Consider the following 24,830-nt stretch of genomic DNA (forward strand, 5'->3'; position numbering starts at 1 on the left):
TGGATGAGCCCACGGGCCCGGCGTGAGAGGGTTTCCCGCGCGCCGGGTTCGTGGGAGCGGAGCCGAGCCAACCATGAACAGCGCTGTCCGGCTCACCGTCGTTCCTCTCCACGCGGGCCCTTGGGGGAGAATCCGCCTACGCAGGTGTGCAGCCCCGTGCACACGCGGCACGCCACCCTGGCGTCCTTCCGCGTGTTTGCGCGTGGCACGCAGGGTGAACGGGTGGCGGCCATGATCAACCGCCACGTCGCTCGTTCCTGCGTCCTCGCTGGCTTCTTCACCGCTCCGGGCATGGCGCTCGCCCAGGAGGAGACGGCTCGCACTCCGCGCCCTGGCGAATCCGCTCGCTCACGCGGCGCGCTCGCCATTGGCATTCGCGGCCACTCGCTCTCCGTGGCGGCCTCACCCGACGCTCCGACCATCGCCGGGGACTTCGAGTATCCCGTGATGAGATACCTCACGGTGTTCGGAGGCCTGCAGCTCGGCGTGGACATGAACGCCCTGGGCCTCCAGGCCGGCGGACGCCTCTATCCAGGCGGACAGCCCTTCCAGGGATTCTTCCTGTCGGTCCAGGCGGAAGGCGCCTACTTCGATGGAGCCGGGCCGGTGAGCGGAACCCGCAAGTCAGTCGGCGGGCTGCTGGGCTATTCCCAGGTGCTCGGGAACAGATGGTCCATGTCGCTCGGCGCGGGCGCCGATGTCAGCCAGACGCGCAGCGAGACCGTCGTCCCGCCAGACCCGGTGTGCGTCCTCTTCACGCCATGTCTGCTGACCCATCACGAGACGCGTGTGGAGACGCAGGAGGGGGTGAGGCCCCTCGTCCGGGTGGGGGCCGCCTACCGATTCTGAGCGGCCTCTGGATACCCCCGGGTTCGCAACCACCCCGAGCGCCGGACTCAAGAAAAAGCGCGCCGTGCGTGTAGCCACGACCCGATTTTCAGGGTCATTTCGTATCTCATTTCCAGAAGGGGCCCGGGAGGGCTGGGCGCGGTGCCCGGCCGGGCACCCACCCGGGACGGAGCCTTCCACGTGCTTCCAGGAACCGAGCGGTCAGTCTTGGAAGCCTTCCGCCGGGGCGACACCGCGGTGCTCACCCAGGTGTACCGCACCTATTCGACAGAGGTGCTGCGCTATCTGTCGCGCAGGTTCTCCGTGCACTCGGAGACAGGCGTGCGCTCCGTGGCGCTCACGCCCCTGGACCTGGACGCGGCCCATCAGGAGACGTTCGTGCGGGCCTTCCGCCCCCACATGCGCCAGGCCTACGACGGCGTGCGGCCCTACCTGGGCTTCCTGCTCACCGTCGCCCGCTCCACCGCCATTGATTTGATGCGCGCCTCCGGCCGCGTGGCCCGGGAAGCCATTCCGCTGGATGACGCGCCGGAGCTCGTGCACGCCCCCACCGACGGGCGCAGCCCCGAGGAGGAGGCCCTGGGCGCCGAGATCCGCTCGCTGGTGCGCCGCTTCCTGGAGGCCCTGCCCGCCGAAGGCCGCGCCCTGGCCCAGCTGCGCTTCATGGACGGCCTGTCGCAGGAGTCCGCCGCGGACCAGCTGAAGCTCACCCGCGGAGAGGTGCGGGTGCGCGAGCGCCGTCTGCGACTGCAGTTCACCGAGCACCTGAAGAACTCGGGGTGGTTGGACAGTGACGCCGCACCGGGACGTCTGGAGCTGGGCGCCCTGCTGGCCACCCTGTCCCTGTGCGCCCTCTCATCCGGGAGCCTCCCATGAAGTGGTACGAACGACATGCGGACGCGGGGCTGACGCGCTGGTCCCTGGGGGAGCTATCCGCTCCCGAATCCTCGCGGCTCCTGCGCCACGCGCACGCCTGTGCCCGCTGTGGCGTCCGGTATGACAAGTGGGCCCACGCCCACCGCGTCTTCGAGTCCGGCCAGACGGACACCCCCACCGCCCTGGAGCTGGAGGCGCTCACCGCCGCGGGCCTGGAGGCCGCCCTCGGCGCCGCGGTGCCCTCGGACGCGACCCCGGCCCGGTGGCCCACCCTGGCGGTGCTCGGCGCGACGCTCGCGGCCCTCTTCCTGTCGGTGATGGTGACGCCCACGTCCGTCGGCCCCACCATCGCCGCGCCCACCGAACCCGAGTTCAGCCCGCGGGGGGCCGTGCATGACCCGGCCCCTCCCATCCTCCTCCCGCTGGCGCAGCCGGTGCTGCGCATCTTCTGCTCGGCGCCAGGCGAGCGGATGCGCGAGCTGCACTCCGGGACCGCCTGTGCGCCGGGGGCCAAGCTGGCGTTCGCGGCCGGGGCCCGCACGCCCTACGCCCACGTGGCGGTGCGGGTGCGCGCCGGGGGCCATGAGGAGGTCAACGGCCCCTACGCGCTCAGCGGCAAGGCAGGCGAAGAGGGTCCCCTGGACCTGACGGTCGTCCTGCCCGCGACCCCCGATATGGCCGAAATCACCGCGACGTTCTCCGAGCACCCGGACGCCACCCTGGCGGCCCTGCGGAGCGGAGTAACGGAGGGGGTGGTGGTGCTCAGGCAGGAGGTCCAGGTAAAGGATTCTCCATGAAGAAGCTGGAAGTGCTCCTGGGAGCGGCCCTGCTGATGGCGGCTCCCGAGGCATTCGCTGAGACCGTGCGACGGGCGCTCGTCATCGCCCACAATGGCAGTGACGACCCGTCGCTCGCGCCCCTGCGCTACGCGGACGACGACGGCGTGCTGTGGGCGGAGACGCTCAAGCGGCTGGGCGTGGAGACCACGCTGCTGGTGGATCCGGACGACTCCACGCGCCAGGCCGGCAGCCTGATGCTCCAGTCCGCGCAGCCTCCCACGCGCGCCGCGGTGGAGCAGGCGGTGAAGCGGCTCCAGGCCGCGGCGCTCGCGGACCGCGCGGCGGGGCGCCAGACGGACGTGCTCATCGTCTACGTGGGCCATGGCAACACGGACAGCGCGGGCCGCGCCTACTTCACGCTCGCCGACGCGCGCCTGGACCGGACCAGCCTCTACGCGGAGGTCGTGGATCCGATGGGCGCGGACTACGTCCACGTCATCGCGGATGCCTGCCGCGCGTCGGGCGTGGTGGGCCGTCGCGGGGGCACGCCGGACGCGGCGGTGCTGGCGGAGCTGCGCGGGGTGCTGGCGCGCGAGCAGCTGGCGTCGCGGCCGAACGTGGGCGCCCTCTTCGCGGAGAGCGAGGACGGGGAGACGCACGAGTGGTCGCGCATCCGCGCGGGCGTCTTCAGCCACGTGGCGCGTTCGGGCCTCCTGGGCGGCGCGGACATCAACGGCGACGGGCAGGTGGAGTACAGCGAGCTGGCCGCGTTCGTGGCCGCGTCGCTGCACGGCGTGAAGGGCCTGCCCGCGCGCCTGTCCGTCAACGCCTTCGCGCCCACGGCCGCGCCCCGCCGCCCGCTGGTGGGCCCCGCGCCGGAGGGGCCCCGCGTCACCTTCCCCGCGGGCTTCGCGTACGCGCGCATCTCCGTGGAGGACGCGGACGGCCAGCGGCTGGTGGACGTGCGGCGCTCGGAGCAGCAGTGGACGCGGATCCTCCTGCCCCCGCGCGACGTGTACTGGGTGCGCGCGCCGAACGCGGAGGCGCGGCTCACGCTGGCGCAGCTGTCCGCCGGCACGCCCGAGCTGCGCCCCCGGGAGTTGCAGGAGCGAGGCCCCGCGGAGGAGGCGCTCCGCCGCGGCCTGTTCTCCGTGCCGTTGGACCGCCCCTTCTACGAGGAGTACGTGGCCGCCGCGGGGCTGGTGCCGGTGGACTTCACCGGTCTCCAGACGCCCGTCATCGGCGGGTCCCTGTCCCCGCTGGCGGCGGCGCCGTCTGGCTGGACGTCCGGGCTGGAGCTGGGCCTGGGCGCGGGGCGCTCGCCCCTGGGGCTGGCGAAGTTCGCCACCGGGCCCAGCCTGTCGTGGCGCACGCCGTCCTCGGTGCACCTGCTCTACTACGGCGCGCGCGGGGCGTATGGCGTGACGCCGCTCGCGAGCCGGGACGGCATCCGGCTGCACCGCTTCACCGTGGAGGGGCTGGTGGGGTTGGAGAGTCCCACGCGCGTGCCGCTGTTCGCGGAGGTGGGCGTGGGCTGGGGCCTGTTGGGCCTGACGGCGCCGGGCTTCCGCCAGGCGGACCCGCTGCTGCTCACCGGCCACGTGGCCGCGGGCGTGATGGGCCGGCTCGCGGGGATGAAGTTGCGGCTGTCGGCCCAGGTGGGCCTGGACCGAGTCACCGCCAACGGCCAGACCGGGACGGATCCGCAGTACGGCCTGGAAGTGTCCCTGAGGCGCTAACGGACGCGGGCCGGAGCCGTGGGCCGCGCCCTGTCCCGCGCACGCCGCGCCCACCCCGAGCCCTTGGCGGATTCTTTCCATGCCCCGTTCGCGCCTCCTGCCCACCGCGTTGTCGAGCGCCGTCCTGGCCGCGGCGGTGCTCGCCAGCTGTGACCCCATCTGCCTGGACGGGGTCTCCCCGCCCGGACCGGGCCGCGAGTACCAGAGCGTGTCCGGCGCCTGCGTGGCGGTCGTGGTGACCAGCCCCGACGCTGGCGGGAGCGACGGCGGCACAGACGCGGGCGACGCGGGTGAAGACCCCGACGCCGGCCCGGGCGAGCAGTCCTGCGGCAAGTCGGGCTGGACGACCCAGGTGCTGGATGAAGGCCTGGACAGCCTCAGCGCGACGTTCGTCTTCGACGCGCGGGGCGTGGGCCACTACGCCTATTCCAAGGACTCACACCTGTACGTGGGCACGACCCGGCCGGGGGACGCTCCGATGCAGGTCGGCGGCGTTGCGACGGCCTACGACGTGAACATGGCGGTGGCCGCGGACGGCACGCACCATGTGCTGTTCCAGCAGGGCGACTCCTTCGGCTACGCGCACGACACCGGCGGTGTCTGGCATTCGGAGCTGTTGGGAAAGGGCTGGATCGGCGCCATCGCGCTCGATCCCCAGGGAGCGCCGCACCTCTTCATTGGCCAGCCCTCCATGCTGATGGGCTATCTGTACGGGACGCGCTCCGAAGACGGAACCTGGAGCCTGACCCCGCTGAATGCGCTTGGCATCGCGGGCGATCGCGAGCGGCTGGTGGTGGATGCCGCGGGCCACCTCCACACGGTGTTCGTGCGCACGCTCAGCGGGAGCTTCCAGGCCGTGTACGCGACCAACGCGGCGGGAACCTGGACCGAGGAGCCGCTGGACTGGACGATTCCCAATGGCTCGCCACGCTTTCGAATCGCGCTCCGGGTGGACGCGGCCGGGCAACCTTCCCTTCTGGGCTCCGACAGCCAGGGCGCGTCTCTGTGGGTGAAGGATGGCAGCGGCTGGAAGCAGCAGAGGCTCGGGGGCCTCTTGAGCCGCGGCCCCTCGCTGACGGAGAGCCCTTCGGGGCTGGGGGTGGCCCTGCTGGATGACGCGGCCCCGGACGCGAACTCGAGCGGAAGCCCCAGCCAGTGGGTCGTGAAGACATGGGACGGCCCGAGCGTCGTCGGAACGACGCCGCCCGCGCTCCTGGAGACGCGGGATGGCGGGAACACGCTCCTCGGTGACTCCGCGGTGCACGTGGACGCCCAGGACGCGGTGCAGGCAGGCCTCTTCTACATCCACTACACCTCCCCGGATGGCGGCGGCCTGCCCCAGATGACACGCGGCCTGCGCTACGCGCGCTACTGCCCATAGGCCCGCGCACGCCGCGCCCCTGGCGGATTCTTCCCATGCCCCGTTCGCTCCTCCTGCCCACCGCGTTGTCGAGCGCCGTCCTGGCCGCGGCGGTGCTCGCCAGCTGCGACCCCATCTGCCTGGACGGGGTCTCCCCACCCGAACCGGGCCGCGAGTACCAGAACGTGTCCGGCACCTGCGTGGCGGTCGTGGTGACCAGCCCTGACTCCGGAGGGAGTAACGACGGAACGGACGCGGGCGAAGACCCCGACGCCGGCCCGGGCGAGCAGGCCTGCGGCAAGTCGGGGTGGACGACGTGGGTGGTGGACGAGGGGCTGGATGTCATCACCGCGGGCTTCGCCTTCGACGCGCAGGGCGTGGGCCACTACGCCTATTCGAAGAACTCGCGCCTGTATGTAGGCACCACCCGCCCGGGCGACGGCCCAGCGCAGGCGGGCGACGTCTCGCCCCTCTATGACGTGCACATGGCGGTGGCCGTGGACGGCACCCACCACGTGCTGTTCCAACAGGGAGACTCCTTCGGCTATGCGCATGACACGGGAGGGGTCTGGCGCTCACAGCTGCTGGGGAAGGGCCGGGCCGGGGCCATCGCGCTCGATCCCCAGGGAGCGCCGCACCTGCTCGTCGAACAACCCGGCTCCGAGAGACAGACCTACGTGCATGGCGCCATTGGCGACGGGGGAACCTGGACCCTGAACCCGCTCCCAGTGCCAATCCCGCTGGGCGATCGCGAGCGGCTGGCGGTGGATGCCGCCGGCCATCTCCACGCCGTGTTCCTGCTCACGCTGGGCCTCGACGAAAGCCAGGTCGTGTACGCCAGCAACACGTCCGGGACCTGGGCCACCGAGCCTCTGGACTGGATGGTTCCCCTGGGCTCGCCACGACTGCGCGTCGCGCTCCAGGTGGACGCGGACGGGCGGCCCGCCCTGCTGGGCTCCAACAACCAGGGAGCGTGGCTGTGGCGGAAGGAGGACAGCGGCTGGAAGGCCCGCGGGCTGGGGCCCTTCATGAGCCGTGGCCCCGCGCTGCAGTTGGGGCCCGGGGACCAGATGTCGACCCTGCTGGATGACGCGGACCCGTTCTCGAACGTCGACGACAGCAGCGGCCAACTGGTCGTGCAGTCGCTGACGGAGTCTGGCCGCGTCGGCTCGACACCGCCCCTGACCCTGGAGACGCTGGATGGAGGAAACGCGCGCGCCAGTGCTTCCGCGGTGTACGAGGATCTCGTGGACGGCAGGGCCCGGAGACAGGTGGGCTTCACCTACGTGCGTTTCTTCCACCCCAAGGACGGGGGCACCTCCGTGACGACACGCGGCCTGCGCTACGCGCGTTACTGCCCGTAGGCCCCGCGCGGACAGCCAGCGGTTGCGGGGCGCGGAAACCGGCGCCTACAGTCGCCGCGCCTTGAGCGAGTCCGTCCCGAACCCGAGTCCCCCGTCCCCCTCCCCCGCCGCGTCCCACCGGGCCCTCGTCGTCGCTCGAGTGCTGGCGGTGCTCGGAGGGCTGGGCTGGTTCCTGTGGATGGGCGGAGGGCCGGTGCTGCCGCCCACGCGCATCGACTGGATGATGCGCGAGGACTGGGCCGCGCACATCTTCGGCTGGCTCTTCTTCCGCAACGCGGACTGGCAGCTGCCGCTGGGCGCGGCGCCCAACCACTTCTATCCCTACGGCTCGTCGGTGGCGCTCACGGACGGCAACCCGTGGTTCGCCGTCCTCCTCAAGCCCTTCAACGGGCTGCTGCCCGTGGACTTCCAGTACACCGGACCGTGGCTGGGCCTGTGCTACGCGCTGATGGGCTACTTCGGCGCCCGGCTGGTGGAGACGGTGTCCCCCCGCCCGGTGCCCGTGGCGCTGGGCGGCGCGCTGCTGGCGCTGTCGCCGGTGATGGCGGCGCGCTTCGGCCACCCCACGCTGTGCGCGCACTGGCTGCTGGTGGCGCTGCTGTGGCTCAACCTGCGCGACGTGGCGGACGCGCGCGCCGCGACGCGGAGCCTGGGCCTCGCGGCCCTCTTCAACGCCATCGCCTCCGGCACCCACCCGTACTGGGTGGCCATGCTGATGCCGCTGACGCTGGCGCTCGGGGTGCGGCTCGTCTGGAGCCGGAAGCTCGGCCTCGCGCGCGTCGCGGGGGCCTGCGCGGGCATCGCGGCGCTGGACGTGGGGCTGTTCGCCCTCTTCGGCTACTTCGGCGGGAGCGGCCTGGGCGCGGAGGGCTTCGGGGACTTCTCCGCGGACCTGGCCACGCTGGTGAACCCGCTGGGCTGGTCGCGACTGCTGCCGGACCTCCCCGCGGCGCCCCGGCAGGGCGAGGGCTTCGGCTACCTGGGCGCGGGGGCCTTGCTGCTCCTCGCGCTCGCGGCCGTGAGCCTGCCGCTGCGCTCGCGTGAAGCGCGCGCGCTGGACTGGCGCCGGGGGCTGCCCGCGGCGGTCGTGGTGCTGCTGATGGCCGTCTACGCGCTGTCCTCGCGCGTGACGTGGCTGGGCCAGCCGGTGGCGGACCTGGGCGCGCTGTACGCGCCGCTGGTGAAGGCCACGAACGCGTTCCGCGCCTCGGGCCGCTTCGTGTGGCCGCTGGACTATCTGCTCGTCGTCGGCGCGGTGCTGCTGGTGGTGCGCCTGTGGAGGGGCGTGCCCGGCGTCGCCGGGGCCGCGCTGGCGGTGGCGCTGGCGGTGCAGGCGTACGACGCGCGCGAAGACAAGAGCGCCCTCTTCAAGCCCGTGCGCTTCCAGCGCCTGCGGTCTCCGGACTGGGCCGCGCTGGAGGGCCCCTACCAGCACCTGGCCCTCTTCCCACCGCATGTGCAGTGGGTGTGCCGGTACGACGAGCCGCTGGTGAACGCGCTGGCGTATCAGGCGTACCGGCTGAAGCTCACCTTCAACAGCGGCTACGCGTCGCGCACGCCCCAGGCCCTGGAGGCGGAGTGCCACGCGCCGCTGCCCCCGGGCGGACTGGACGCGCGCACCGCGTACGTGGTGCTGCCCGAACACCTGCGGCCCTTCCTCGATGCGGGCGCGAGGTGCGGCCGGGTGGAGGGGCTGCCGGTGTGCGTGGTGTCCGGCAACACGGACGCGTTCGCCCAGGGGCTCGCGCGACAGCCCCTCCGTTGATGCGCCGCGACACTGAATTTCCTTTCAGTGTCCCTCGCCAGCGCTGTTACCTTCCAGGTAGCCCGGATCACCCGGGCGCACAGCGAGGGGAGCAACCATGCCGACGATGACGAAGCACGCCGCGGGGACGGTGTCCTGGGTGGACCTGATGGCCTGGGACCTGGAGAAGGCCCAGGACTTCTATGGGGCGGTGTTCGGCTGGACGTTCGGGCCCAGTTTGAAGGAGAACGGCTACTACACGATGGCCCGCACGCAGGGCAGCGAGGTGGCGGCGATGATGCCGCGCCCCAAGGACTCGCCCGCCCCCTCGGCCTGGAACGTCTATTTCGCCGTGGAGAGCGTGGACCGCTCCGTCGCCCGTCTGAAGGAGCTGGGCGGCAAGGTGATGATGGAGCCCATGGACGTCAGCGAGGCGGGGCGCATGGCCTTCTGTCAGGACCCGACCGGGGCGGCCTTTGGCTTCTGGCAGCCGAACAAGTTCCCTGGCGCGGGCCGGGTGAACGAGCCCGGCACCATGGCCTGGCACGAGGCGAAGACGCGCGATGGCGAGAAGGCCGTCGCCTTCTACAAGGACCTCTTCGGCATGACGGCGGACAAGATGCCGGGGGAGCAGATGCAGTACTGGGTCCTGAAGAAGGACGGCGGTGAGGCGGCGGGCGTGATGCAGCTGGACGCGAAGACCCCCGCCAACGTGCCGGCCCACTGGATGGTCACCTTCGCCGTGGGCAACACCGACGAGACCGCGGCCACCGTCGCCCGCAAGGGTGGCACGGTCATCATGGCGCCGTTCGACTCGCCCTACGGCCGCATCAGCATCGTCGCCGACCCCGGCGGCGCGGCCTTCGGCATCATCACCCTGGCGCGACCGCCGAAGCCGTAGTCCGCGGCTGCCGCATCAAGGCGTGAGGGCCGCCATCGCGGCGGCCATCACCTGCTTCACCGGCACGCCGGCGGCCCGCGCCACGCGGACGCAGTCGTCGAACTCCGGGTGCGCGTTGAGCACCCGGCCGTCGCGCAGGCCCCGCTTCACGCGGACCTTGCCCCACGGCGTCTCCACCTCCACCCAGTCGCGCTCCAGCGCGTGGCGCTCCACCCGGTGGTAGCGCACGCCCAGCGACGTGGACTCGTGCAGCACCGCGTCCACCACCGCCTCGCGCAGACCGCCCTCCACCAGCGCGCCCAGCAGGTGCGCGGGCCGGCCCTTCTTCATCACCACCGGGGACACCCACGCGTCCTTCGCGCCCACCTCCAGCAGCCGCTCCACCAGATAGGCCAGCAGCTGCGGCGTGGCGTCATCCAGGTTCGCCTCCACCACCCACAGCCCTTCGGTGGCCTGCGCCTCCACGCGGCCCAGGGACGCGCGCAGGACGTTGGGCCGGTCGCGGAAGTCCTTCGTCCCCACGCCGTAGCCCACCTTCTCCACGATGAAGTCTGGCGGGTGGCCAATCCGCGTCAACACCTTGAGCAGGGCCGCGCCCGTGGGCGTGGTCAGCTCGCCCACGCCCTCGAAGCGCACGGGCACGTCGCGAAGCAGCTCCAGCGTCGCGGGCACGGGGATGGGCATCTGCCCGTGCGCCACGCGGATGGTGCCGCTGCCCAGGGGCGGCGGCGCGGCGTGCACCTCCGGGTCCCCCAAGAGCTCCAGCACCACCGCCGCGCCGCAGATGTCCACGATGGAGTCCACCGCGCCCACTTCATGGAAGTGGATGTCGTCGATGGACACGCCGTGCACCTTCGCCTCGGCCTCGCCGATGGCGCGGAACACCGCCAGCGCCCGCGACTTCGCGCGCTCCGGCAGCGTGGGGGCCGCTTCGATGAGCCGGCGGATGTCCGCGTAGGCGCGGTGCGGGTGCGCCTCCTTCGCGTCCAGCACCACATCCAGGTGCGTGCCGCTGATGGCGTGGCGCACCGCGCGCGACACCGCCAGCTTCCAGCCCGGCACGCTCAGACCGGAGAGGGCCTGGGCGAGCGCATCCGGCGACACGCCCAGGTCGATGCCCGCCGCCAGGAACATGTCCCCGGCGATGCCGCCCACGGGCTCCAGGTAGAGGATGCGTCGCATGGCTCTCAGCGCCGTCCCTTCGTGCGGGAGATGAGCGCCGCGTAGAAGCCGCCGCCAAACCCGTTGTCGATGTTCACCGTCGCCACGTTGGAGGCGCACGAGTTCACCATCGCGAGCAGCGCGGAGATGCCCTTCAGGTTCGCGCCGTAGCCCACCGACGTGGGCACCGCCACCACCGGGATGCCCACCAGGCCGCCCAGCGCGCTCGCGAGCGCGCCCTCCATGCCCGCCACCACCACCGCGACGTGGCACTCCTGGATCTCCTCCCGGCGGCGCAGCAGCCGGTGGATGCCCGCCACGCCCACGTCGTAGACGCGCCGCACCTGGGCGCCCATGGCCTCCGCGGTGAGCGCGGCCTCCTCCGCCACGGGGATGTCGCTGGTGCCCGCCGTCACCACCGCGATGAGGCCCGCCTTCACCTTGCGCTGGCGCAGGTGGAAGATGCGCGCCACCGGGTGGTACTCGGCCTTGGGGAAGCGCGCGAGCAGCGCCTCCGCCTTGTCCGGCTGCAGCCGCGTCACCAGCACCGTCTGCTTGCGCTCCACCAGCGCGCCCACGATGCCCAGCAGCTGCTCCACCGTCTTGGGCTCGCCCAGCACCACCTCCGGGAAGCCGAAGCGCAGGTTGCGGTGCGTGTCCAATGTCGCGTAGCCCAGCTCCGCGTACGGGAGGTCCTTGAGCTTGCCGACCGCGTCGTCGAGCGTGACCTTGCCCGTCTTCACCTGCCCCAGCAGGGCCCTGAGCGCCTTCTCGTCCATGGGCGACCCTCTACCCCACCCGCCCCCGGTCCTCCAGGAGCGCGGTGGGGGGAGGCCCCCGGCGGACTACAGGCCCAGCCGGGACAACAGCGCCTGGGCGCTCCCGCGCTCCAGCACCAGCAGCATCTGACCGCCCAGCGACGTGGGCCCGGTGGCCGCGAAGCGCGCGGCCAGCACCACGCCCGGCCCCGGCTCCACGTCCCCCAGCACGTCCGCCAGCACCGGCCGCACCGGGCCGCGCTCGAGCCGGGGCACCGTGGGCAACAGCCGCCAGCCCGTCAGCCGTCCGATGGCGGAGAGGCACGCGCTGGCGAGGATGTTCGCGGCCTCCGTCAGCGCGCTCTCGCGCTCCGCGGGGGAGGCGGGCTGCCCCCGCACCAGCGCGGACTCCAGCGCCTCCGCGTCCCGGGGCGGCAGGGCCAGCACCAGCGCGCCGCGCAGCTCGCCCGTCATCCCCAGGCGCACGGCGACGGCGGGGGCGTCCTCGGCGAGCAGCGCGGGGCCCTGCGCCGCGTCCGTCACCCGCACCTCGGGGACGGACAGGTCCACGCGGCCTCCCACCAGGCGGGCCAGGGCATTGGCGCCGTGTCCGCAGCCGATGTTGGCCACCTCGCGCAGGGCGTCGAGCTGCGCGTCACTGGGCAGGGGGGGGCTCACGCGGTCAGTAACCTCGGGACGTCCAGGATGAACACGGGCCGCCCGCTGCCCAGGATGGTCACGCCAGACAGGCCCGGCAGCAAGTCCAGGGGCCGGGACAGGGGTTTGAGCACGACTTCCTCCTGCCCCAGGAGGCGATCCACCGCCAGCGCCACCTTGCCGGTGCCGGCGTCGCCCTCCATCACCACGAAGGGCCGGAATCCCGGCCTGGGCGACGCGGGCACCCCCAGCAACACCTCCAGTGCGTGCACCGGCAACAGGCCGTTGCCGTGGGGCAGGAGCGCCGTCTCGCGGCTCTTGCTCAGGGCCTGCGGGTCCGCCTCCGTGGCGCCCACCACCTTGGCGATGGGCAGGCCGAAGACCTCCTCGCCCACCTCCACCAGGAGCAGGTGCACCACGGCCACGGTGAGCGGCAGGCGCAGGGTGAAGACGGTGCCCCGGCCGCGCTCGCTGTCGATTTCGAGGGTGCCGCCCACGCTCTCCACCACGCGCTTCACCGCGTCCATGCCCACGCCGCGCCCGGAGATGTCGGTGATGTCCTTCGCGGTGGAGACGCCGGGCAGGCACGACAGGAGGAAGGCGTCTCGGTCCGCCATGCGCTGGGCGGCGTCCTCGGTGATGAGCCCGCGCTTCAACGCCGAGGCCTTGAGCTTCGCGGGGTCCATGCCCCGGCCGTCGTCCTCGATGTCGATGATGACGCGGTCGCGCGCGCGGCGCACCGTCACCAGCACGCGGCCGCGCGTGGGCTTCTTCGCGGCCAGCCGTTCGTCGGGGGACTCCAGGCCGTGGTCGATGCAGTTGCGCAAGAGGTGCAGCAGCGGATCCGCCAGCTCGTCGAGGATGGCGCGGTCCAGCTCGATTTCGGCGCCGGTGATGACCAGCTCCACCTCGCGCTCCTTGCGGCGGGCGAGGTCGCGCGCGGCGCGGGGCAGCCGGTCGGTGATGAGCGACAGCGGCGTCATGCGCGCGCTCATCACCTTGTCGTGCAGGTCCTTCACCAGCGTGTGCAGCCGGTAGACGCCCTCCTCCAGCGCGGGGCGCGTGTTCTCCGGCAGCACCTTGCCCACTTCACGCAGGCGGGCGGTGGCGAGCATCAGCTCCCCCACCGTGTCGAGGAAGTAGTCGAGCAGCTCCGTGCGCACGCGCACCGTGCGCGAGCTCGCGTCCGCGCTGGCGCGCGCGCTGTCCGACGCCGGCGCGGCGACGGGCAGGACGGGGGGCTCCGGGAGGGTGGGGGCGACGGAGACGACCTCCACCTCGGCCACGTTGCGGAGGGCGGCCTGGATGCCGGCCTCGCCCACGGGGGTCTCCACGTCCACCTGGATGTAGCCGTCGGGGATGCGGCCGGCCTTGAGCTCCTCCAGGGGGGGCCGCAGGTCCACGAGCGTGCCCAGGGTGGACAGCCGCTTGTGCACGAGGAACGCGCGCACGCCGGGCACCTGGCAGGTGGGCGAGATGCGCAGCCGGACGGACCAGCGGGGCGCGCTGGCCCGGAGGTCCGCGGCGCTGGCGACGGCCTTGAGGCCCGCGGCCAGCGCGACCACGGAGGCGGAGGGGTCGGAGTCCGCCCGCACGGCCGTGAGGGAGCGCGCGCCGGGTGCGCCGTAGAGGGATTCCGGGCCGCTCAGGTCGCGCGGCGGCATCAGGCTGGCGGGGGGAAGCGCGGACAGGCCGGAGGGCGACAGGCCACCGGGAGCTCCGGCCTCGGGACCCGGAGCGCCACGCGAGGCCTCCGGGGCTCTCACCACCGTCAGGCCTACCGGGCTTCCCGGCACGCCCGCATCGGTGGACCCGGCACCGCCGCCGGAGGACTCCGAGCGCGGAGTGGAGGGCCCCTGCGAATCACCCGGCACCGGTGGGCCAGCGGTGCCGCCCGGGCTTCCCGGGCCGGCTGGCTCCGGCCCCGAAGCAGCGGAGCCACCCGGACGCCCAGGGGCGGATGCCGCCGAACCCGAAGCAGCAGAGTCATTCGGACTCCCAGCACCAGAGCTTCCCGAACCCGAAGCAGCGGAGTCACCCGGACTCCCTGGGGCCGATGCCGCCGAACCCGAAGCAGCGGAGCCACCCGGACTCCCGGCACCGGAGCTTCCCGAGCCCGAGGCTCCGGCCCCTGAAGGACCGTCTGCCCCGCCCGGCGGCGAACCGGACCCCTCGGGTCCGTCGTCACCGGCTGGCGGCGTCGCGGGCTTGAGCGCGGTGACTTGCGCCACGCGCGTCGCGGCGGGCGCGTGGCCGGTGAGCGCCTGCACCCGGACGCCCAGCTGTTGCAGCAGGCCTTCGGCGGGCTCCGGCTCCCGACTGGACGCGACGGCGCGCACCTGGGCCGACAGCGTGTCCGCCGCGCTCAGGAGCAGGTCCACCAGGTCCCGGTCGAGCAGCTTGCGGTCCTGCCGCACCGCGTCCACGAGGTCCTCCACCCGGTGCGCCAGCATCGCGATGGGCTCGAAGCCCATGGACGACGCCATGCCCTTCACCGAGTGGGCGTGACGGAACATCGAGTCCACGGTGCTGGCGGTGGCCTCGCGTTCCAGCTCCACCAGGTCCCGCCCGAGCGCCTCCAGGTGCTCGGTGGCCTCCGAGATGAAGAGGCCCAGGTACCGGGACATGTCCATCGTCATGACCCGGCACCTCCTTCAGGCGGATGAGGCCGCGACCCGGGCGGGCGCGGCCTCATGCACCGCTCAAGCCTCTCCCAGCACCTTCTTGACGACCGCCAGCACGTCCTCCGCCCGGAACGGCTTGACGATGAAGTCCGAGGCGCCCGCCTCGATGGCCTCCATCACCAGGCTCTCCTGCCCGAGCGCCGAACACATGATGACGACCGCGCTGCTGTCGGCCTTGATGATTTCCCGCGTCGCTTCAATGCCGCTCTTGAAGGGCATCACGATGTCCATCGTCGTGAGGTCCGGCTTCAACTCCTTGAACTTCTCCACGGCCTCCAGGCCGTTGGCCGCCTCACCGACGACCTCGAACCCTCCAGACGCAAAGATGTCCTTGATCATGTTGCGCATGAAGATGGCGTCGTCGACGACCAGCACCCGCTTAGCCATGTGAAGAACTCCGCCTCCGTTTCAGGCCTAGAGGGAGCGCACCCTATCACCGGCCGTTTCCAGGGGGCTACTCACTTGGAGGGAGTGAACAAGGCAACGACCGCCGCATCAAGTCCTTCCGGATCCAGCACGGTCACTCCCAGACCGCCCAGGCGGGCAACGCCGCGAACCGCGGGCATGGCCTTGCCCGGCGCGGCGCTGACGCGCTCCACCGCCTCGATGCCGTCCACGTCCGTCACCAGGAGCCCCAAGTCCCTGCGACCCCGGTCCAGTAGCACGACGCGGCACAGCGGCGTGGGACCTTCAGGCAGGTGCAAAAGCTGCCGTAGCTCCACCACGGTCACCACCCGGCCCCGCAGGTTCATCACGCCGGTGATGGCGGAGGGGGCGCGTGGAACACGGGTGTAGCGCTCCGGAGGCACGACGACCTCCCGGACCGCCGACAAGGGCAACCCGTAGCGTTCCTTCTCGACCCGGAAGATGACGTGCCGCACGGTGGAGGCCCTTGTGCCGGAACGCGGCGCAGGCGCGGGGTGGAAGAAGGGGCGCTCAGGGCCCCAGGCGGAAGCTGCGCACCACGCTCTGCAGCTCCACGGAGAGGTTGGTCAGCTCGCTCGCCAGCGACGTCATCCGCGACACCGCGGCCGTCTGCTCCTGGATGACGGCCTGGATGGCCTCCGTGGAGCTGGCGTTGTTCTTCGCCACGAGCTTGATTTCCTCGATGGCCTTCACCATCTCCTCGCTGCCCTTCATCTGCTCGCGGGTGCTGTCGGAGATGAGCGTCACCTTCTCCGCGCCCTTGCGCGCGGTGTCGGTGATGGCGCCCATGGAGCGCATGATGTCGGTGAGGTCCTCACGGCCCTCCGCCAGCTCCGCGATGCCTTCCTTCATGGCGCTGACGACGGAGGTGGACTGACCGGAGATGTCGCGCGCCAGGCGGGAGATCTGCTCCGCGGAGCGGCCCGCGCTCTCCGCCAGCTTGCGCACCTCGTCCGCCACCACCGCGAAGCCGCGGCCGTACTCGCCCGCGCGCGCCGCCTCGATGGTGGCGTTGAGGGCCAGGAGGTTCGTCTGCTGGGCCACCTGGGTGATGGCGTCGACGATCTTGGAGATCTCCTGCGTCTTCTCGCCGAAGGCGAAGACCTGCTGGCTGGCGGACTCGATGCGGTTGAAGACCTTCTTCACCTTGTCGCCCGCGAGCCGCGCCGCCTTGGAGCCGTCCTCCGCGCTGCTGCTGGTCTCCGCGGACGTGCGGGCCGCGTCCAGCGCGCTCGCCGCCGTGCGCTGGATGCTGCCGGCCATCTCCGTGATGACCTTGGAGGCCTGGGAGACGAGCTGCGACTGGGTCTCCGCGCCGCTGGCGATCTTCTCCATCGACGAGCCCACTTCCTCCGTGGACCCGTTGACGTTCTCCGCCGACCGCTGCAGGTCGATGGCCGTGTCCGCCACGCTCTTGGCGGTGTCCTGGATCTTGCCCACCAGCTCGCGCAGGTTCTCCTGCATGCGGGAGATGGCGCCCGTCAGCTCGTCGATTTCGTCGCGGGTGCTGTGCACCTCCGCGGCCACGGGCTTGGACAGGTCGCCCTGGGAGATCTCGAACGCGGAGCGGCTGAGCACCTTCACGCGGGTGACGCGCGCCAGCAGGGACGGCAGGAACGCCGCGCCGCCGAAGGTGATGAGCACGCCCACGCTCACCCGGATGACGGAGCTCCAGTGGCCCCAGGACGTGTCGAAGAGGTTCTCCGTGCAGAGCAGCCAGGTGCCCAGCAGCAGGCCCAGCAGGATGTACCCGGTGGTGATCTTCCGGTGCAGGGACTGCTCGCGGACCGCCTTGGGGCCCTCGACGGCGCGCAGCAGGCGCTGCACGGGCTCGCGTCGGGGGGTGAGGCCAGAGGATGGGTCGTCGCGAAGGGGGCGGCGCACGGAGTGCTTTCAGCGGGAGGGGCGGAAAACAGCCCAGGGGTTTAGCCTTGCTGTCCGGTACGGGTCAATCATCCGGCCGGATCTGCTTGCCTGACCGGGCGAAGTGATCGAATCCGGGGGGAGTCACCCGCGGGCGTCCTTCGGCGTCACGGATGCGCCACGCGCGCTCCCGGGTGAGCACCCCGACGCGCGTCACCGCCTGCCCGGCGCGGGCACACGCCCGCTCGAACGCCTGCACGCGCGGAGGGGGAACGGCCAGGAGCAGCTCGTAGTCCTCCCCGCCCTGGAGCGCCCCTTCAGGCCCCAGGGCCGAGCGCACGGCGGGGGACAGGGGCAGCCGGTCCAGCTCCAGCACCACGCCCACCCGGGACGCGGCGCACAGGTGCCCCAGGTCCTGGGCCAGCCCATCCGACACGTCCATCCCGGCGGAGGCGAACCGCGCGGCGACCTGTCCCAGGGCGACGCGGGGCTCGGGGCGGCGCTGGCGCCTCACGGCCGCGCCCCGCCGGACGCCGGCCTGGAGCAGCTGGAGGCCCAGGCGCGCGTCGCCCAGCGTGCCGGAGACGTAGAGCAGGTCCCCGGGCCGGGCCCCCGAGCGGAGGAGGGGTGGGTGGGACAGCTCGCCGGTGACGGTGAGGGTGACGGACACCTCGCGCGCGGAGGTGAAGTTGCCGCCCACGAGCGCGATGCGGTGCGCCTTCGCGAGCGCGGCCATGCCCCGGCCGAGCGCGGACAGCTCGCGAGGCGGGAAGTCCCGGGGCAGCGCGAGCGCGCAGACGAACCAGCGGGGCACGGCGCCCATGGCGGCCAGGTCCGACAGGTTCACCGCGAGCGCCTTGTGGCCGATGTCCGCGGGCGAGAACGTCGCGCGGGTGAAGTGCACGTCCTCCACCACCGCGTCGGTGGTGACGCACAGCGCGCCCTTCGACGGAGCGAGCACGGCGCAATCGTCCCCGGGTCCCACCGGCACCCGGGCGCGCGGAAAGCAGGCGAGGAAGCGTTGGATGAGGTCGAACTCACCGGGCATGGGCGGCACAGAGACCACGCCGTGCCGGGTGACGCAACGTCCCCGCGCGCCGCGCGGCCCAGCGTCGGCCACCGGACCCGTGAGCGGGGCGCGTGCCCTCGGCGTTGACGGTGTCAGACCACCCAGGCATAGGAACGGAGGTGCATTCCTCCTCCACACCCATGGACCTTCGCCGCCGGCTCGTGACGGAGGCGCTGGGCTGCGGGCTGGTGGTGGTGGCGCTGGAGGGCTCGCACCACGTCGCGGAGCACCTGGGCGCGAGCGCCACCGAGGGACGCCTCTTCATGTCCCTGTCGTGCGGCGCGGTGCTGGCGTGCCTGCTGTGGGTGCTGAGGCCGCTGTCGGGCGCGCACCTCAACCCGGCGCTCACGTTCGCTGACGCGCTGGGGGACCACACGCCCTGGCGCGAGGTGCCGCTGTACGCGCTGGCGCAGCTGTCCGGCAGCCTGGTGGGGCGGCTCGTCGCGCACCGCATGTGCAATGAGCCGCTGCTGCTCACCGCGAAGCTGCCCGTGGCGGACGGGGCCCGGTTCCTCACGGAGATGGTGGCGACCTTCGGGTTGCTGGTGGTGGTGCGAGGCTGCGTGCGCACGCGCCCATCCGCGACGCCGCTGGCCATCGCGGGGTACGTGGCCGCGACGGTGTGGTTCACCGATTCGCGCTCGCTGGCCAACCCGGCGCTGGTGCTGGCGCGCGCGGCGAGCGCCCACGTGGGCGTGATGAGCCCGTGGGAGGTGGAGTCCTTCGTCGCCGCGCAGCTCCTGGGCGCGGCGCTGGCGGTGTTCCTGTTCCGCTGGCTGCTGGGCGGCGCGCCCCGGCCCGAGCCCCAGGCCGTGGAGACGGTCGTCTTCGAGTGCGCGGAGGCAGGTCCCGCGCACCTGGCCGCCGCGCTCTTCAACTCGCTGGCGCACCCGGAGCGGGCGCGCGCGGTGGTGTCGCCGCCCCCGGCGCGGGACGACATGGGGCCGCCCGGGGCGGTGGACGCGCTGATGGAGGAGGCCCACCTGCGCGCCGCGCCCACGCGCGACCGGGGGGTGCCCGCGTCCCACTATGTCCTCATCGAGGTCGCGGGTCAGGCGCCGGGCATGGACGCCCGGGTGCGCGAGCGCTGGTCGCTGCCCGCGCTGTCCCTGAAGGACGAGGCTGGCGCGAAGGCGCTGCAGGCGGCGTTGCGTCCCAAGGTGCATCAGCTCCTCGCGCGACAGGGCTGGGAGCGGCTGCACGTCGTGAGCGGAGCCGCCCCCGAAGGCCCCCGCGCGCTGACCTGAGGTGGCCGAAGCGGACATCCCGGCTCGCACCTCTGGTCCCGCTGACGAGGGGGGAATCGACGAGCCGGAGCGGCGGCACCACTCTGCGCGGATGCTCTTCATGGCACCGGGTGCTCCGACAAGCCGGAGCGACGGCATCGCCCTTCGCGGACGCCCTCCTTGGCACCGGATGCTTCGGCGAGCCGGAGCGGTGTCCCCCTGCGGATGCATTCCATGACATCGGGTGCTTCGGCGAGCCGGAGCGACGGCATCGCCCTTCGCGGACGGGCCCTCCATGGCTCCGGGGCACCTCCACGCGCGGACGCGGCGTCACGACGCGGGGACGCTCCTTCCCTGGGGCGCGGACGCAGCCACTCGCGGAATGGGACGCGGGAGGTGCCGCGCAACGGTCCACGCAGGAGTGACGGGGTGCGGCGTTGACGACGGGGCGACGGGCGAGCATGACAGCAGCAGAGAGGTTTCACGCATGATGGAAGGTCTTCCCCCTGTCGTCTCCTGGCCCCCGTTGCAGACGCTGATGCGCTTGACGCTCGCGCTCGCGGTGGGGCTGTTCGTCGGGCTGGAGCGGGAGTGGCGCGGCAAGGAAGCAGGCCTGCGCACGTTCGGCTTCGCGGCGCTGCTGGGTGGCATGGGCGGTCTCTTGGGCCCGAATTTCGCGCTGCTCAGCCTCGCGCTCCTGGGCGTGCTGCTGTGCTTCCTCAACTGGCAGTCCCTGCGCGCCAACGGCGGCGCGGAGCTGACGACGTCCGCCGCGCTGCTCGTCACGGGCTTCACCGGCGTGCTGTGCGGCCTGGGCCACACGGTGACGCCCGCGGCGGTGGGCGTGACGACCGCGGGCCTGCTCGCGTGGAAGGAGCGGATGGCCACCTTCAGCCACAAGATCACCGCCGAGGAGCTGCGCTCCGCCATCCTGCTGGCCATCCTCGCCTTCGCCATCTACCCGGTGCTGCCCTCGCAGCCGGTGGACCCGTGGGGCCTCATCGAGCCGCGCGCCGCGTGGGTGACGGTCATCCTCATCGCGGCCATCGGCTTCGTGAACTACCTGCTGTGGAAGGTGTTCGGGACGCACGGCGTGGAGGTGACGGGGTTCCTGGGCGGGCTCGTCAACAGCACCGTCACCGTGGCGGAGCTGGCCAACCGCGTGCGCGAGACCTCCGGGCGCCTGCTGGACGTGGCCTACCGGGGCGTGATGCTGGCCACCGCCGCCATGGCGCTGCGCAACGCCGTCCTGCTGGGCCTGCTGTCCTTCCGCGCGCTCGTGGACTCCGCCATCCCGCTGGTGCTCATCCTCCTGTCCAGCACGGGGCTGGCGCTGATGCGCTCGCGGGTGGAGGCCACCCCCGGCGCCGAGCCGCCCGCCCTGCCCCTGAAGTCGCCCTTCTCCCTGCCGTCCGCGCTGAAGTTCGGCCTCATCTTCCTCGCGCTCCAGGTCGTGGGCACGGTGGGACAGACGCTGCTGGGCCGCTGGGGCTTCTACGCGGTGAGCGCCGTGGGCGGACTGGTGTCCAGCGCGTCCGCGGTGGCCTCCGCCGCGTCCCTGTGCGCCAACGGGACCATCTCCCCCACGACGGCCGGAGTGGGCGCCATCATCGCGTCGCTCGCCAGCGCCGCCATCAACTTCATCCTCGTGGCGCGCGTGTCCGAGCAGCGCTCCCTCACGCTCCGACTGGGCCGCGCCCTGGGCGTCGTGATGCTGCTGGGGCTCGTGGGCGCGCTCGTCCAGACGCACCTGCCGTCGTTCATGCCTCCCGACGCCGGCGGCGCGGGGCTGCTCAAGCCCCACACCCCCGGACAGTCCACCGCGGACTAGCTGCAGTCGTAGGTGCTCAGCGTGTAGCCAAACAGACCCGACGCCGGGTGATAGGCATAGAACCAGGCGCCGCTCACCCCGGACACGTCGATGGCCTGCCCCGTGTACACCTGGGCGATGGGCGTCCCACCCGGGGCCTCGCCCTCGGGTGCCGTCATGTCCTCCGGAGCGCCGCCACAGCCCACGGTCAGCCCGGCAATAGCAAACACAGCCGCGCCGAACGCGCGGATCGACAACGTCTTCATCTGGAACGCCATGCCTGGGGATTGGACGACGAAAGACAGACCATCCGACCCCAAAGCATAAATCAAAACAACACAGTAAATTCCTGCAAAACCCATAAAATTCCAGACGCACGCCAACTCCATGGCGCTGGACCTTCGGCGGACGTGGCGGATGGACGCGGCGTGCGAACGCACCGCCGCCCACACCTCCGGGCCGGGCGTCTGCCTTTAGAAGCGGTCCGGCTCCGGCATGGGCGGCGCGGCGGTCAGCCCGCGGTCCTGCATGGGCGGGTGCAGGGGCAGCTGGACGATGAAGCGCGAGCCGTGGCCGAACTCGCTCTCCACCCGCACGCGGCCGCCGTGGCCCTCCACCAGGCTCTTCACGATGGCCAGGCCCAGCCCCGCGCCGCCGAACTCGCGCGTGGAGCTGCCGTCCACCTGGTAGAAGCTCTGGAAGATGCGCTCGAACTCCTCGGCGCGGATGCCCACGCCGGTGTCCTCCACGCTGATGCGATAGCCGGGCACGCCCAGCTCCTGCTGCATCGCCGCGTCCGACAGCGTCACCTTCACCCGGCCGCCCGCGGGCGTGAACTTCACCGCGTTGGCCAGCAGGTTCACCACCACCTGCCGGAGCTTGTCCAGGTCGCCGGCCAGCCGGGGCTGCGGCGTGTGGGGCAGCCGGACCTCCAGCTCCAGGCCCTTGCGCTGCGCTTGCGGCAGCACGCTGGAGACCGCCGTCTGGATGACGTAGCCGGGGTCCACTGGCGCCATGGACAGGCGCAGGCGGCCCGCCTCAATCTGGCTCAGGTCCAGGAGCGAGGAGATCATCGAGAGGAGCGTTTCGCCCTTCTCCACGATGGTGCGCACGTACTGGAGCTGCTCCGGGTTGAGCGGCCCCGCCAGCCCCTCCGCCATCATCTCCGAATACCCGAGGATGGACGCGAGCGGCGTCCGCAGCTCGTGGCTCACCGTGCCCAGGAAGGTGGACTTCAGCCGGTCCAGCTCCTTGAGCCGCGCGTTCGCCTGGAGCAGCCGCGCGTTCTGCGCCTCCAGTTCGCGGTGCACCTCCAGCGTGGACTCCAGGTGCAGGTGCGTGGCCAGGTACGCCTTCTGCCCGCTGGCCACGAGCGCGCCCAGCACCTGACCGAAGTGGCCCAGCACCTGCGCGGCGGTGCGCTCCGGCACGCGGCGCACGCGGCCCAGGAGCTCCTGCGCCCGCTCCAGGTCCAGGCCCTGGATGCCGGTGAGCGTGGCCGGGAAGTCCGCCAGCTCCTCTGGCGTGAAGGGCCCCAGGATGACCCGGCCCAGCAGGTCGCCGTCCCAGCGCACCGGCATCACCACGTAGCGCAGGCCGGTGAAGCACGTGAGCGCGATGAGGCCCGACGCCTCGGAGGTGTCGCCGTCCGCCACCCGTCCGCCGGCCTCCGGCAGCACGGGGCCGTCCTTCACCCGGCCCACCATGGCGGTGCACGCCTGGCGCCCGTCCGGGAAGGAGAAGACGTAGGCGCAGAAGTCGCCGTGGCCCACCTTCACGTCCGCCAGCTTGTTGCCGCGCGTGTCCAGCACCTTGATGCCCACGCGGTACAGGTCGCTGAAGCCCTTCACCACCTCCGTGAAGGACGGCAGGTCCAACAGGTCCCCGAGCGACAGCCGCCGCTGGAGCGCGGACTCACGCCGGGGCGAGCCCGCGGCGTTCCGGGGGCCTCCGCTCGATGGGCCGCTCATGGCGCCCTCCCGCTCTCCCGGATGCCGGGCGGCGGGCTGTAACGCCCCTCCAGCGCCGTGCCGCTCAGGTCGATGTGGCGGAAGATCTGCCCCAGGAACTCGTCTTCACTGAGCCCCACGTTGCGCGACAGCTGGGCCCGCAGCTCCAGCGCGCGCCAGGCCGCCTGGGCCACGGCGTGGAAGGTCTCCACCACGCCCTCACCCCGCACCGCGACGGAGCCCACCACCGGCTGGCTCCCCCGGCGCTGGACCTCCGCCAGCTCCGCGTCCGTCAGGCTGTCCGGCAGGTCCCGCTTGTTGAACTGGATGACCACCGGCACCTGCTGCGGGTCCAGCTCCATCTCCCGCAGGTTCTCCTGCAGGTTGCGCCAGTAGGCGTTGTTCTCCGGGGCCGCGTCGCGGCGGCTGTCCGCGATGAAGACCACCGCGTCCGCGCCCTGGAGCACCACCCGCCGCGTGGCGTTGTGGATGACCTGCCCGGGCACGGTGAAGAGCTTCACCTTCACCTTGAAGCCCGTGGAGGTGGAGAAGAAGACCGGCAGCAGGTCGAAGAACAGCGTCCGGTCGTCGTGCGTGTCCACCGACAGGAGGCGCCCTCGCACGTCCGCCCGCGCTCGCGCGTGCAGCTTGCGCAAGTTGGTCGTCTTCCCGCTCAACCCGGGGCCGTAATAGACGATCTTGAGCGTCAGCTCGCGCTGTGCGTGGTTCAGTTGCAAGGGGGAGGACTCGGACCGAGGGGGACCCGGACAGGCGTTTTATAATGGGCTCACGTCCCGCGCGGAAGGCCGGTCGCACACCAGACGGCAGGGCAGGACGTTCCCTCACGGAATGACGCGCTTGCGTGTGACGTTCCGACAAGTTCCTGCTCCTCGCCAGGAGGAGGACGTCTCCCCACACGGAAAAGAGGACAATGCGCGCGGAATGATCGCGTGCATGGGTAAGGGGGGACCGGTTAGGATCGCGGACGCGACGGAGGAGCAAGGCGATGACGATGAAGCAGGTGGACCCAGGCGTCGAGGTGGCGGCCCCCACGCCGGTGCTGGAGGGGGCGACCCTTCCGAATGATCTGGTGAACGGGGTCAAGTTCGGTCCGCCCACCGACGAGGACCTGACCACGGTGTCGGCCTTGCGCGCCAACTCCGAACCCTGGAAGGGACGCGGAGAGAGCCAGGAAGAGAGCCTCAAGGCGCTCACCCAGCTCAAGCCCTTCCTGCACGTGGCGCGGATCCAGAACCAGGTCGTGGGCTACGTGACGGTGGAGCGTGACGGCCCGGTGCCGGGCGCCGCCTACCTGCGCAACATCGTGGTGAAGCCGGAGCTGCGGCGCCACGGCGTGGGCGCGATGCTGCTCGACAAGGCGCTGGACGCGGCCCGCGACATGTACCGCAAGACCATCGCGCTGCGCGTGGATCCGGCGAACGCGCCGGCGGTGGGCTTCTACCGCAAGGCGGGCTTCACCACGGTGGCCACGGTGGTCTCCAAGAAGTCCGGCAAGCTGCGGCTCCTGATGTCGCGCGAACTCTAGTCCGCCAGCCCCACACAGCAGGTTGTTCCCGACGGGAGGGGCCCTCACACGGCCGCTCCCGTCGCGCTT

22 protein-coding genes are annotated in these 24,830 nt (G+C 72.1%); 11 read left to right on the forward strand and 11 right to left on the reverse strand.

All coding sequences use genetic code 11. The annotated features are described in order from the left end of the window. The first annotated feature begins 156 nt into the window (after positions 1-156). The 8 genes from FOF48_RS16770 (at position 157) to FOF48_RS16805 (ending at position 9,612) form a co-directional block, all read left to right on the forward strand. Complete coding sequence (locus tag FOF48_RS16770) at positions 157-849, forward strand: DUF3575 domain-containing protein (RefSeq protein WP_186001938.1); 693 nt, start codon at positions 157-159, stop codon at positions 847-849. Between the two features lie 207 nt (positions 850-1,056). After that, positions 1,057-1,725 carry an RNA polymerase sigma factor gene (locus tag FOF48_RS16775; protein ID WP_235685892.1) on the forward strand — a complete coding sequence of 223 codons (669 nt, stop codon included), beginning with the start codon at positions 1,057-1,059 and terminating at the stop codon, positions 1,723-1,725. Continuing rightward, positions 1,722-2,522: a hypothetical protein gene (locus FOF48_RS16780; protein WP_143902792.1), complete on the forward strand. Its 801-nt coding sequence runs from the start codon at positions 1,722-1,724 to the stop codon at positions 2,520-2,522. The genes FOF48_RS16775 and FOF48_RS16780 overlap by 4 nt, the downstream gene beginning before the upstream one ends. Continuing rightward, a complete protein-coding gene (locus FOF48_RS16785) occupies positions 2,519-4,243 on the forward strand; it encodes a caspase family protein (protein WP_143902794.1) in 1,725 nt (574 codons plus the stop codon). The genes FOF48_RS16780 and FOF48_RS16785 overlap by 4 nt, the downstream gene beginning before the upstream one ends. Positions 4,244-4,322: 79 nt before the next feature. After that, positions 4,323-5,624 carry a hypothetical protein gene (locus FOF48_RS16790; protein WP_143902796.1) on the forward strand — a complete coding sequence of 434 codons (1,302 nt, stop codon included), beginning with the start codon at positions 4,323-4,325 and terminating at the stop codon, positions 5,622-5,624. Between the two features lie 35 nt (positions 5,625-5,659). Next, on the forward strand, positions 5,660-6,967 hold the full coding sequence (locus tag FOF48_RS16795; protein ID WP_143902798.1) for a hypothetical protein: 1,308 nt from the start codon (positions 5,660-5,662) through the stop codon (positions 6,965-6,967). Between the two features lie 61 nt (positions 6,968-7,028). Beyond that, entirely contained in the window at positions 7,029-8,732 is a 1,704-nt protein-coding gene (locus tag FOF48_RS16800) for a DUF6311 domain-containing protein (RefSeq protein WP_143902800.1), read from the forward strand. Between the two features lie 97 nt (positions 8,733-8,829). Next, the gene (locus tag FOF48_RS16805) at positions 8,830-9,612 is read left to right on the forward strand and encodes a VOC family protein (protein ID WP_143902802.1); all 783 of its coding nucleotides are present in this window, start codon (positions 8,830-8,832) and stop codon (positions 9,610-9,612) included. A gap of 15 nt (positions 9,613-9,627) precedes the next feature. Here the strand turns inward: FOF48_RS16805 and larC are convergent, their stop codons facing one another. The 8 genes from larC to thiL all read right to left on the reverse strand — a co-directional run bounded on the left by larC (position 9,628) and on the right by thiL (position 18,209). Continuing rightward, complete coding sequence (gene larC, locus FOF48_RS16810; protein ID WP_186001940.1) at positions 9,628-10,794, reverse strand: nickel pincer cofactor biosynthesis protein LarC; 1,167 nt, start codon at positions 10,792-10,794, stop codon at positions 9,628-9,630. 5 nt (positions 10,795-10,799) lie between these two features. Continuing rightward, on the reverse strand, positions 10,800-11,552 hold the full coding sequence (gene larB / locus FOF48_RS16815) for a nickel pincer cofactor biosynthesis protein LarB (RefSeq protein ID WP_143902804.1): 753 nt from the start codon (positions 11,550-11,552) through the stop codon (positions 10,800-10,802). A 66-nt stretch (positions 11,553-11,618) separates the two neighbouring features. Next, positions 11,619-12,209 carry a chemotaxis protein CheC gene (locus FOF48_RS16820; protein ID WP_143902806.1) on the reverse strand — a complete coding sequence of 197 codons (591 nt, stop codon included), beginning with the start codon at positions 12,207-12,209 and terminating at the stop codon, positions 11,619-11,621. After that, complete coding sequence (locus tag FOF48_RS36470) at positions 12,206-14,827, reverse strand: chemotaxis protein CheA (RefSeq protein WP_186001941.1); 2,622 nt, start codon at positions 14,825-14,827, stop codon at positions 12,206-12,208. The genes FOF48_RS16820 and FOF48_RS36470 overlap by 4 nt, the downstream gene beginning before the upstream one ends. A gap of 63 nt (positions 14,828-14,890) precedes the next feature. Then, entirely contained in the window at positions 14,891-15,259 is a 369-nt protein-coding gene (locus tag FOF48_RS16835) for a response regulator (RefSeq protein WP_014400067.1), read from the reverse strand. Between the two features lie 71 nt (positions 15,260-15,330). Then, complete coding sequence (locus tag FOF48_RS16840) at positions 15,331-15,753, reverse strand: chemotaxis protein CheW (RefSeq protein ID WP_143902808.1); 423 nt, start codon at positions 15,751-15,753, stop codon at positions 15,331-15,333. A 55-nt stretch (positions 15,754-15,808) separates the two neighbouring features. Then, complete coding sequence (locus FOF48_RS16845) at positions 15,809-17,182, reverse strand: methyl-accepting chemotaxis protein (protein WP_143902810.1); 1,374 nt, start codon at positions 17,180-17,182, stop codon at positions 15,809-15,811. 64 nt (positions 17,183-17,246) lie between these two features. Next, on the reverse strand, positions 17,247-18,209 hold the full coding sequence (gene thiL / locus FOF48_RS16850; RefSeq protein ID WP_143902811.1) for a thiamine-phosphate kinase: 963 nt from the start codon (positions 18,207-18,209) through the stop codon (positions 17,247-17,249). A gap of 161 nt (positions 18,210-18,370) precedes the next feature. On the opposite strand from thiL, the gene FOF48_RS16855 reads away from it, so the two are divergent. Beyond that, the gene (locus tag FOF48_RS16855; protein WP_143902813.1) at positions 18,371-19,477 is read left to right on the forward strand and encodes an aquaporin; all 1,107 of its coding nucleotides are present in this window, start codon (positions 18,371-18,373) and stop codon (positions 19,475-19,477) included. A 466-nt stretch (positions 19,478-19,943) separates the two neighbouring features. Next, positions 19,944-21,287 (forward strand): MgtC/SapB family protein, encoded by a 1,344-nt coding sequence (locus tag FOF48_RS16860; RefSeq protein ID WP_143902815.1) that lies wholly within the window; start codon positions 19,944-19,946, stop codon positions 21,285-21,287. Here the strand turns inward: FOF48_RS16860 and FOF48_RS16865 are convergent. From FOF48_RS16865 to FOF48_RS16875, 3 genes are all read right to left on the reverse strand, one after another. Then, the gene (locus FOF48_RS16865; protein WP_143902817.1) at positions 21,284-21,532 is read right to left on the reverse strand and encodes a hypothetical protein; all 249 of its coding nucleotides are present in this window, start codon (positions 21,530-21,532) and stop codon (positions 21,284-21,286) included. The two genes, FOF48_RS16860 and FOF48_RS16865, sit on opposite strands and share 4 nt — an antisense overlap. A gap of 207 nt (positions 21,533-21,739) precedes the next feature. Beyond that, positions 21,740-23,236, reverse strand: coding sequence for an ATP-binding protein (locus tag FOF48_RS16870; protein ID WP_143902818.1), 1,497 nt, complete (start codon positions 23,234-23,236; stop codon positions 21,740-21,742). Continuing rightward, positions 23,233-23,952 carry an ATP/GTP-binding protein gene (locus FOF48_RS16875; protein ID WP_143902820.1) on the reverse strand — a complete coding sequence of 240 codons (720 nt, stop codon included), beginning with the start codon at positions 23,950-23,952 and terminating at the stop codon, positions 23,233-23,235. Before FOF48_RS16875 ends, FOF48_RS16870 begins: the two co-directional genes overlap by 4 nt. Before the next feature lie 269 nt (positions 23,953-24,221). On the opposite strand from FOF48_RS16875, the gene FOF48_RS16880 reads away from it, so the two are divergent. Next, positions 24,222-24,761 carry an N-acetyltransferase gene (locus tag FOF48_RS16880; protein WP_120605084.1) on the forward strand — a complete coding sequence of 180 codons (540 nt, stop codon included), beginning with the start codon at positions 24,222-24,224 and terminating at the stop codon, positions 24,759-24,761. The last annotated feature ends 69 nt before the right edge of the window (positions 24,762-24,830 follow it).

Source organism: Corallococcus sp. Z5C101001 (genome assembly GCF_007352635.1).
Lineage (GTDB): Bacteria > Myxococcota > Myxococcia > Myxococcales > Myxococcaceae > Corallococcus > Corallococcus silvisoli.

Excerpts from the sequence above, each read along its gene's own strand:
- FOF48_RS16780 (WP_143902792.1), top strand. The coding sequence starts at position 1,722 with ATGAAGTGGTACGAACGACATGCGGACGCGGGGCTGACGCGCTGGTCC.
- FOF48_RS16785 (WP_143902794.1), top strand. The coding sequence starts at position 2,519 with ATGAAGAAGCTGGAAGTGCTCCTGGGAGCGGCCCTGCTGATGGCGGCT.
- FOF48_RS16790 (WP_143902796.1), top strand. The coding sequence starts at position 4,323 with ATGCCCCGTTCGCGCCTCCTGCCCACCGCGTTGTCGAGCGCCGTCCTG.
- FOF48_RS16795 (WP_143902798.1), top strand. The coding sequence starts at position 5,660 with ATGCCCCGTTCGCTCCTCCTGCCCACCGCGTTGTCGAGCGCCGTCCTG.
- FOF48_RS16805 (WP_143902802.1), top strand. The coding sequence starts at position 8,830 with ATGCCGACGATGACGAAGCACGCCGCGGGGACGGTGTCCTGGGTGGAC.
- larC (WP_186001940.1), bottom strand. The coding sequence starts at position 10,794 with ATGCGACGCATCCTCTACCTGGAGCCCGTGGGCGGCATCGCCGGGGAC.
- larB (WP_143902804.1), bottom strand. The coding sequence starts at position 11,552 with ATGGACGAGAAGGCGCTCAGGGCCCTGCTGGGGCAGGTGAAGACGGGC.
- FOF48_RS36470 (WP_186001941.1), bottom strand. The coding sequence starts at position 14,827 with ATGACGATGGACATGTCCCGGTACCTGGGCCTCTTCATCTCGGAGGCC.
- FOF48_RS16835 (WP_014400067.1), bottom strand. The coding sequence starts at position 15,259 with ATGGCTAAGCGGGTGCTGGTCGTCGACGACGCCATCTTCATGCGCAAC.
- thiL (WP_143902811.1), bottom strand. The coding sequence starts at position 18,209 with ATGCCCGGTGAGTTCGACCTCATCCAACGCTTCCTCGCCTGCTTTCCG.
- FOF48_RS16855 (WP_143902813.1), top strand. The coding sequence starts at position 18,371 with ATGGACCTTCGCCGCCGGCTCGTGACGGAGGCGCTGGGCTGCGGGCTG.
- FOF48_RS16860 (WP_143902815.1), top strand. The coding sequence starts at position 19,944 with ATGATGGAAGGTCTTCCCCCTGTCGTCTCCTGGCCCCCGTTGCAGACG.
- FOF48_RS16865 (WP_143902817.1), bottom strand. The coding sequence starts at position 21,532 with ATGAAGACGTTGTCGATCCGCGCGTTCGGCGCGGCTGTGTTTGCTATT.
- FOF48_RS16870 (WP_143902818.1), bottom strand. The coding sequence starts at position 23,236 with ATGAGCGGCCCATCGAGCGGAGGCCCCCGGAACGCCGCGGGCTCGCCC.
- FOF48_RS16880 (WP_120605084.1), top strand. The coding sequence starts at position 24,222 with ATGACGATGAAGCAGGTGGACCCAGGCGTCGAGGTGGCGGCCCCCACG.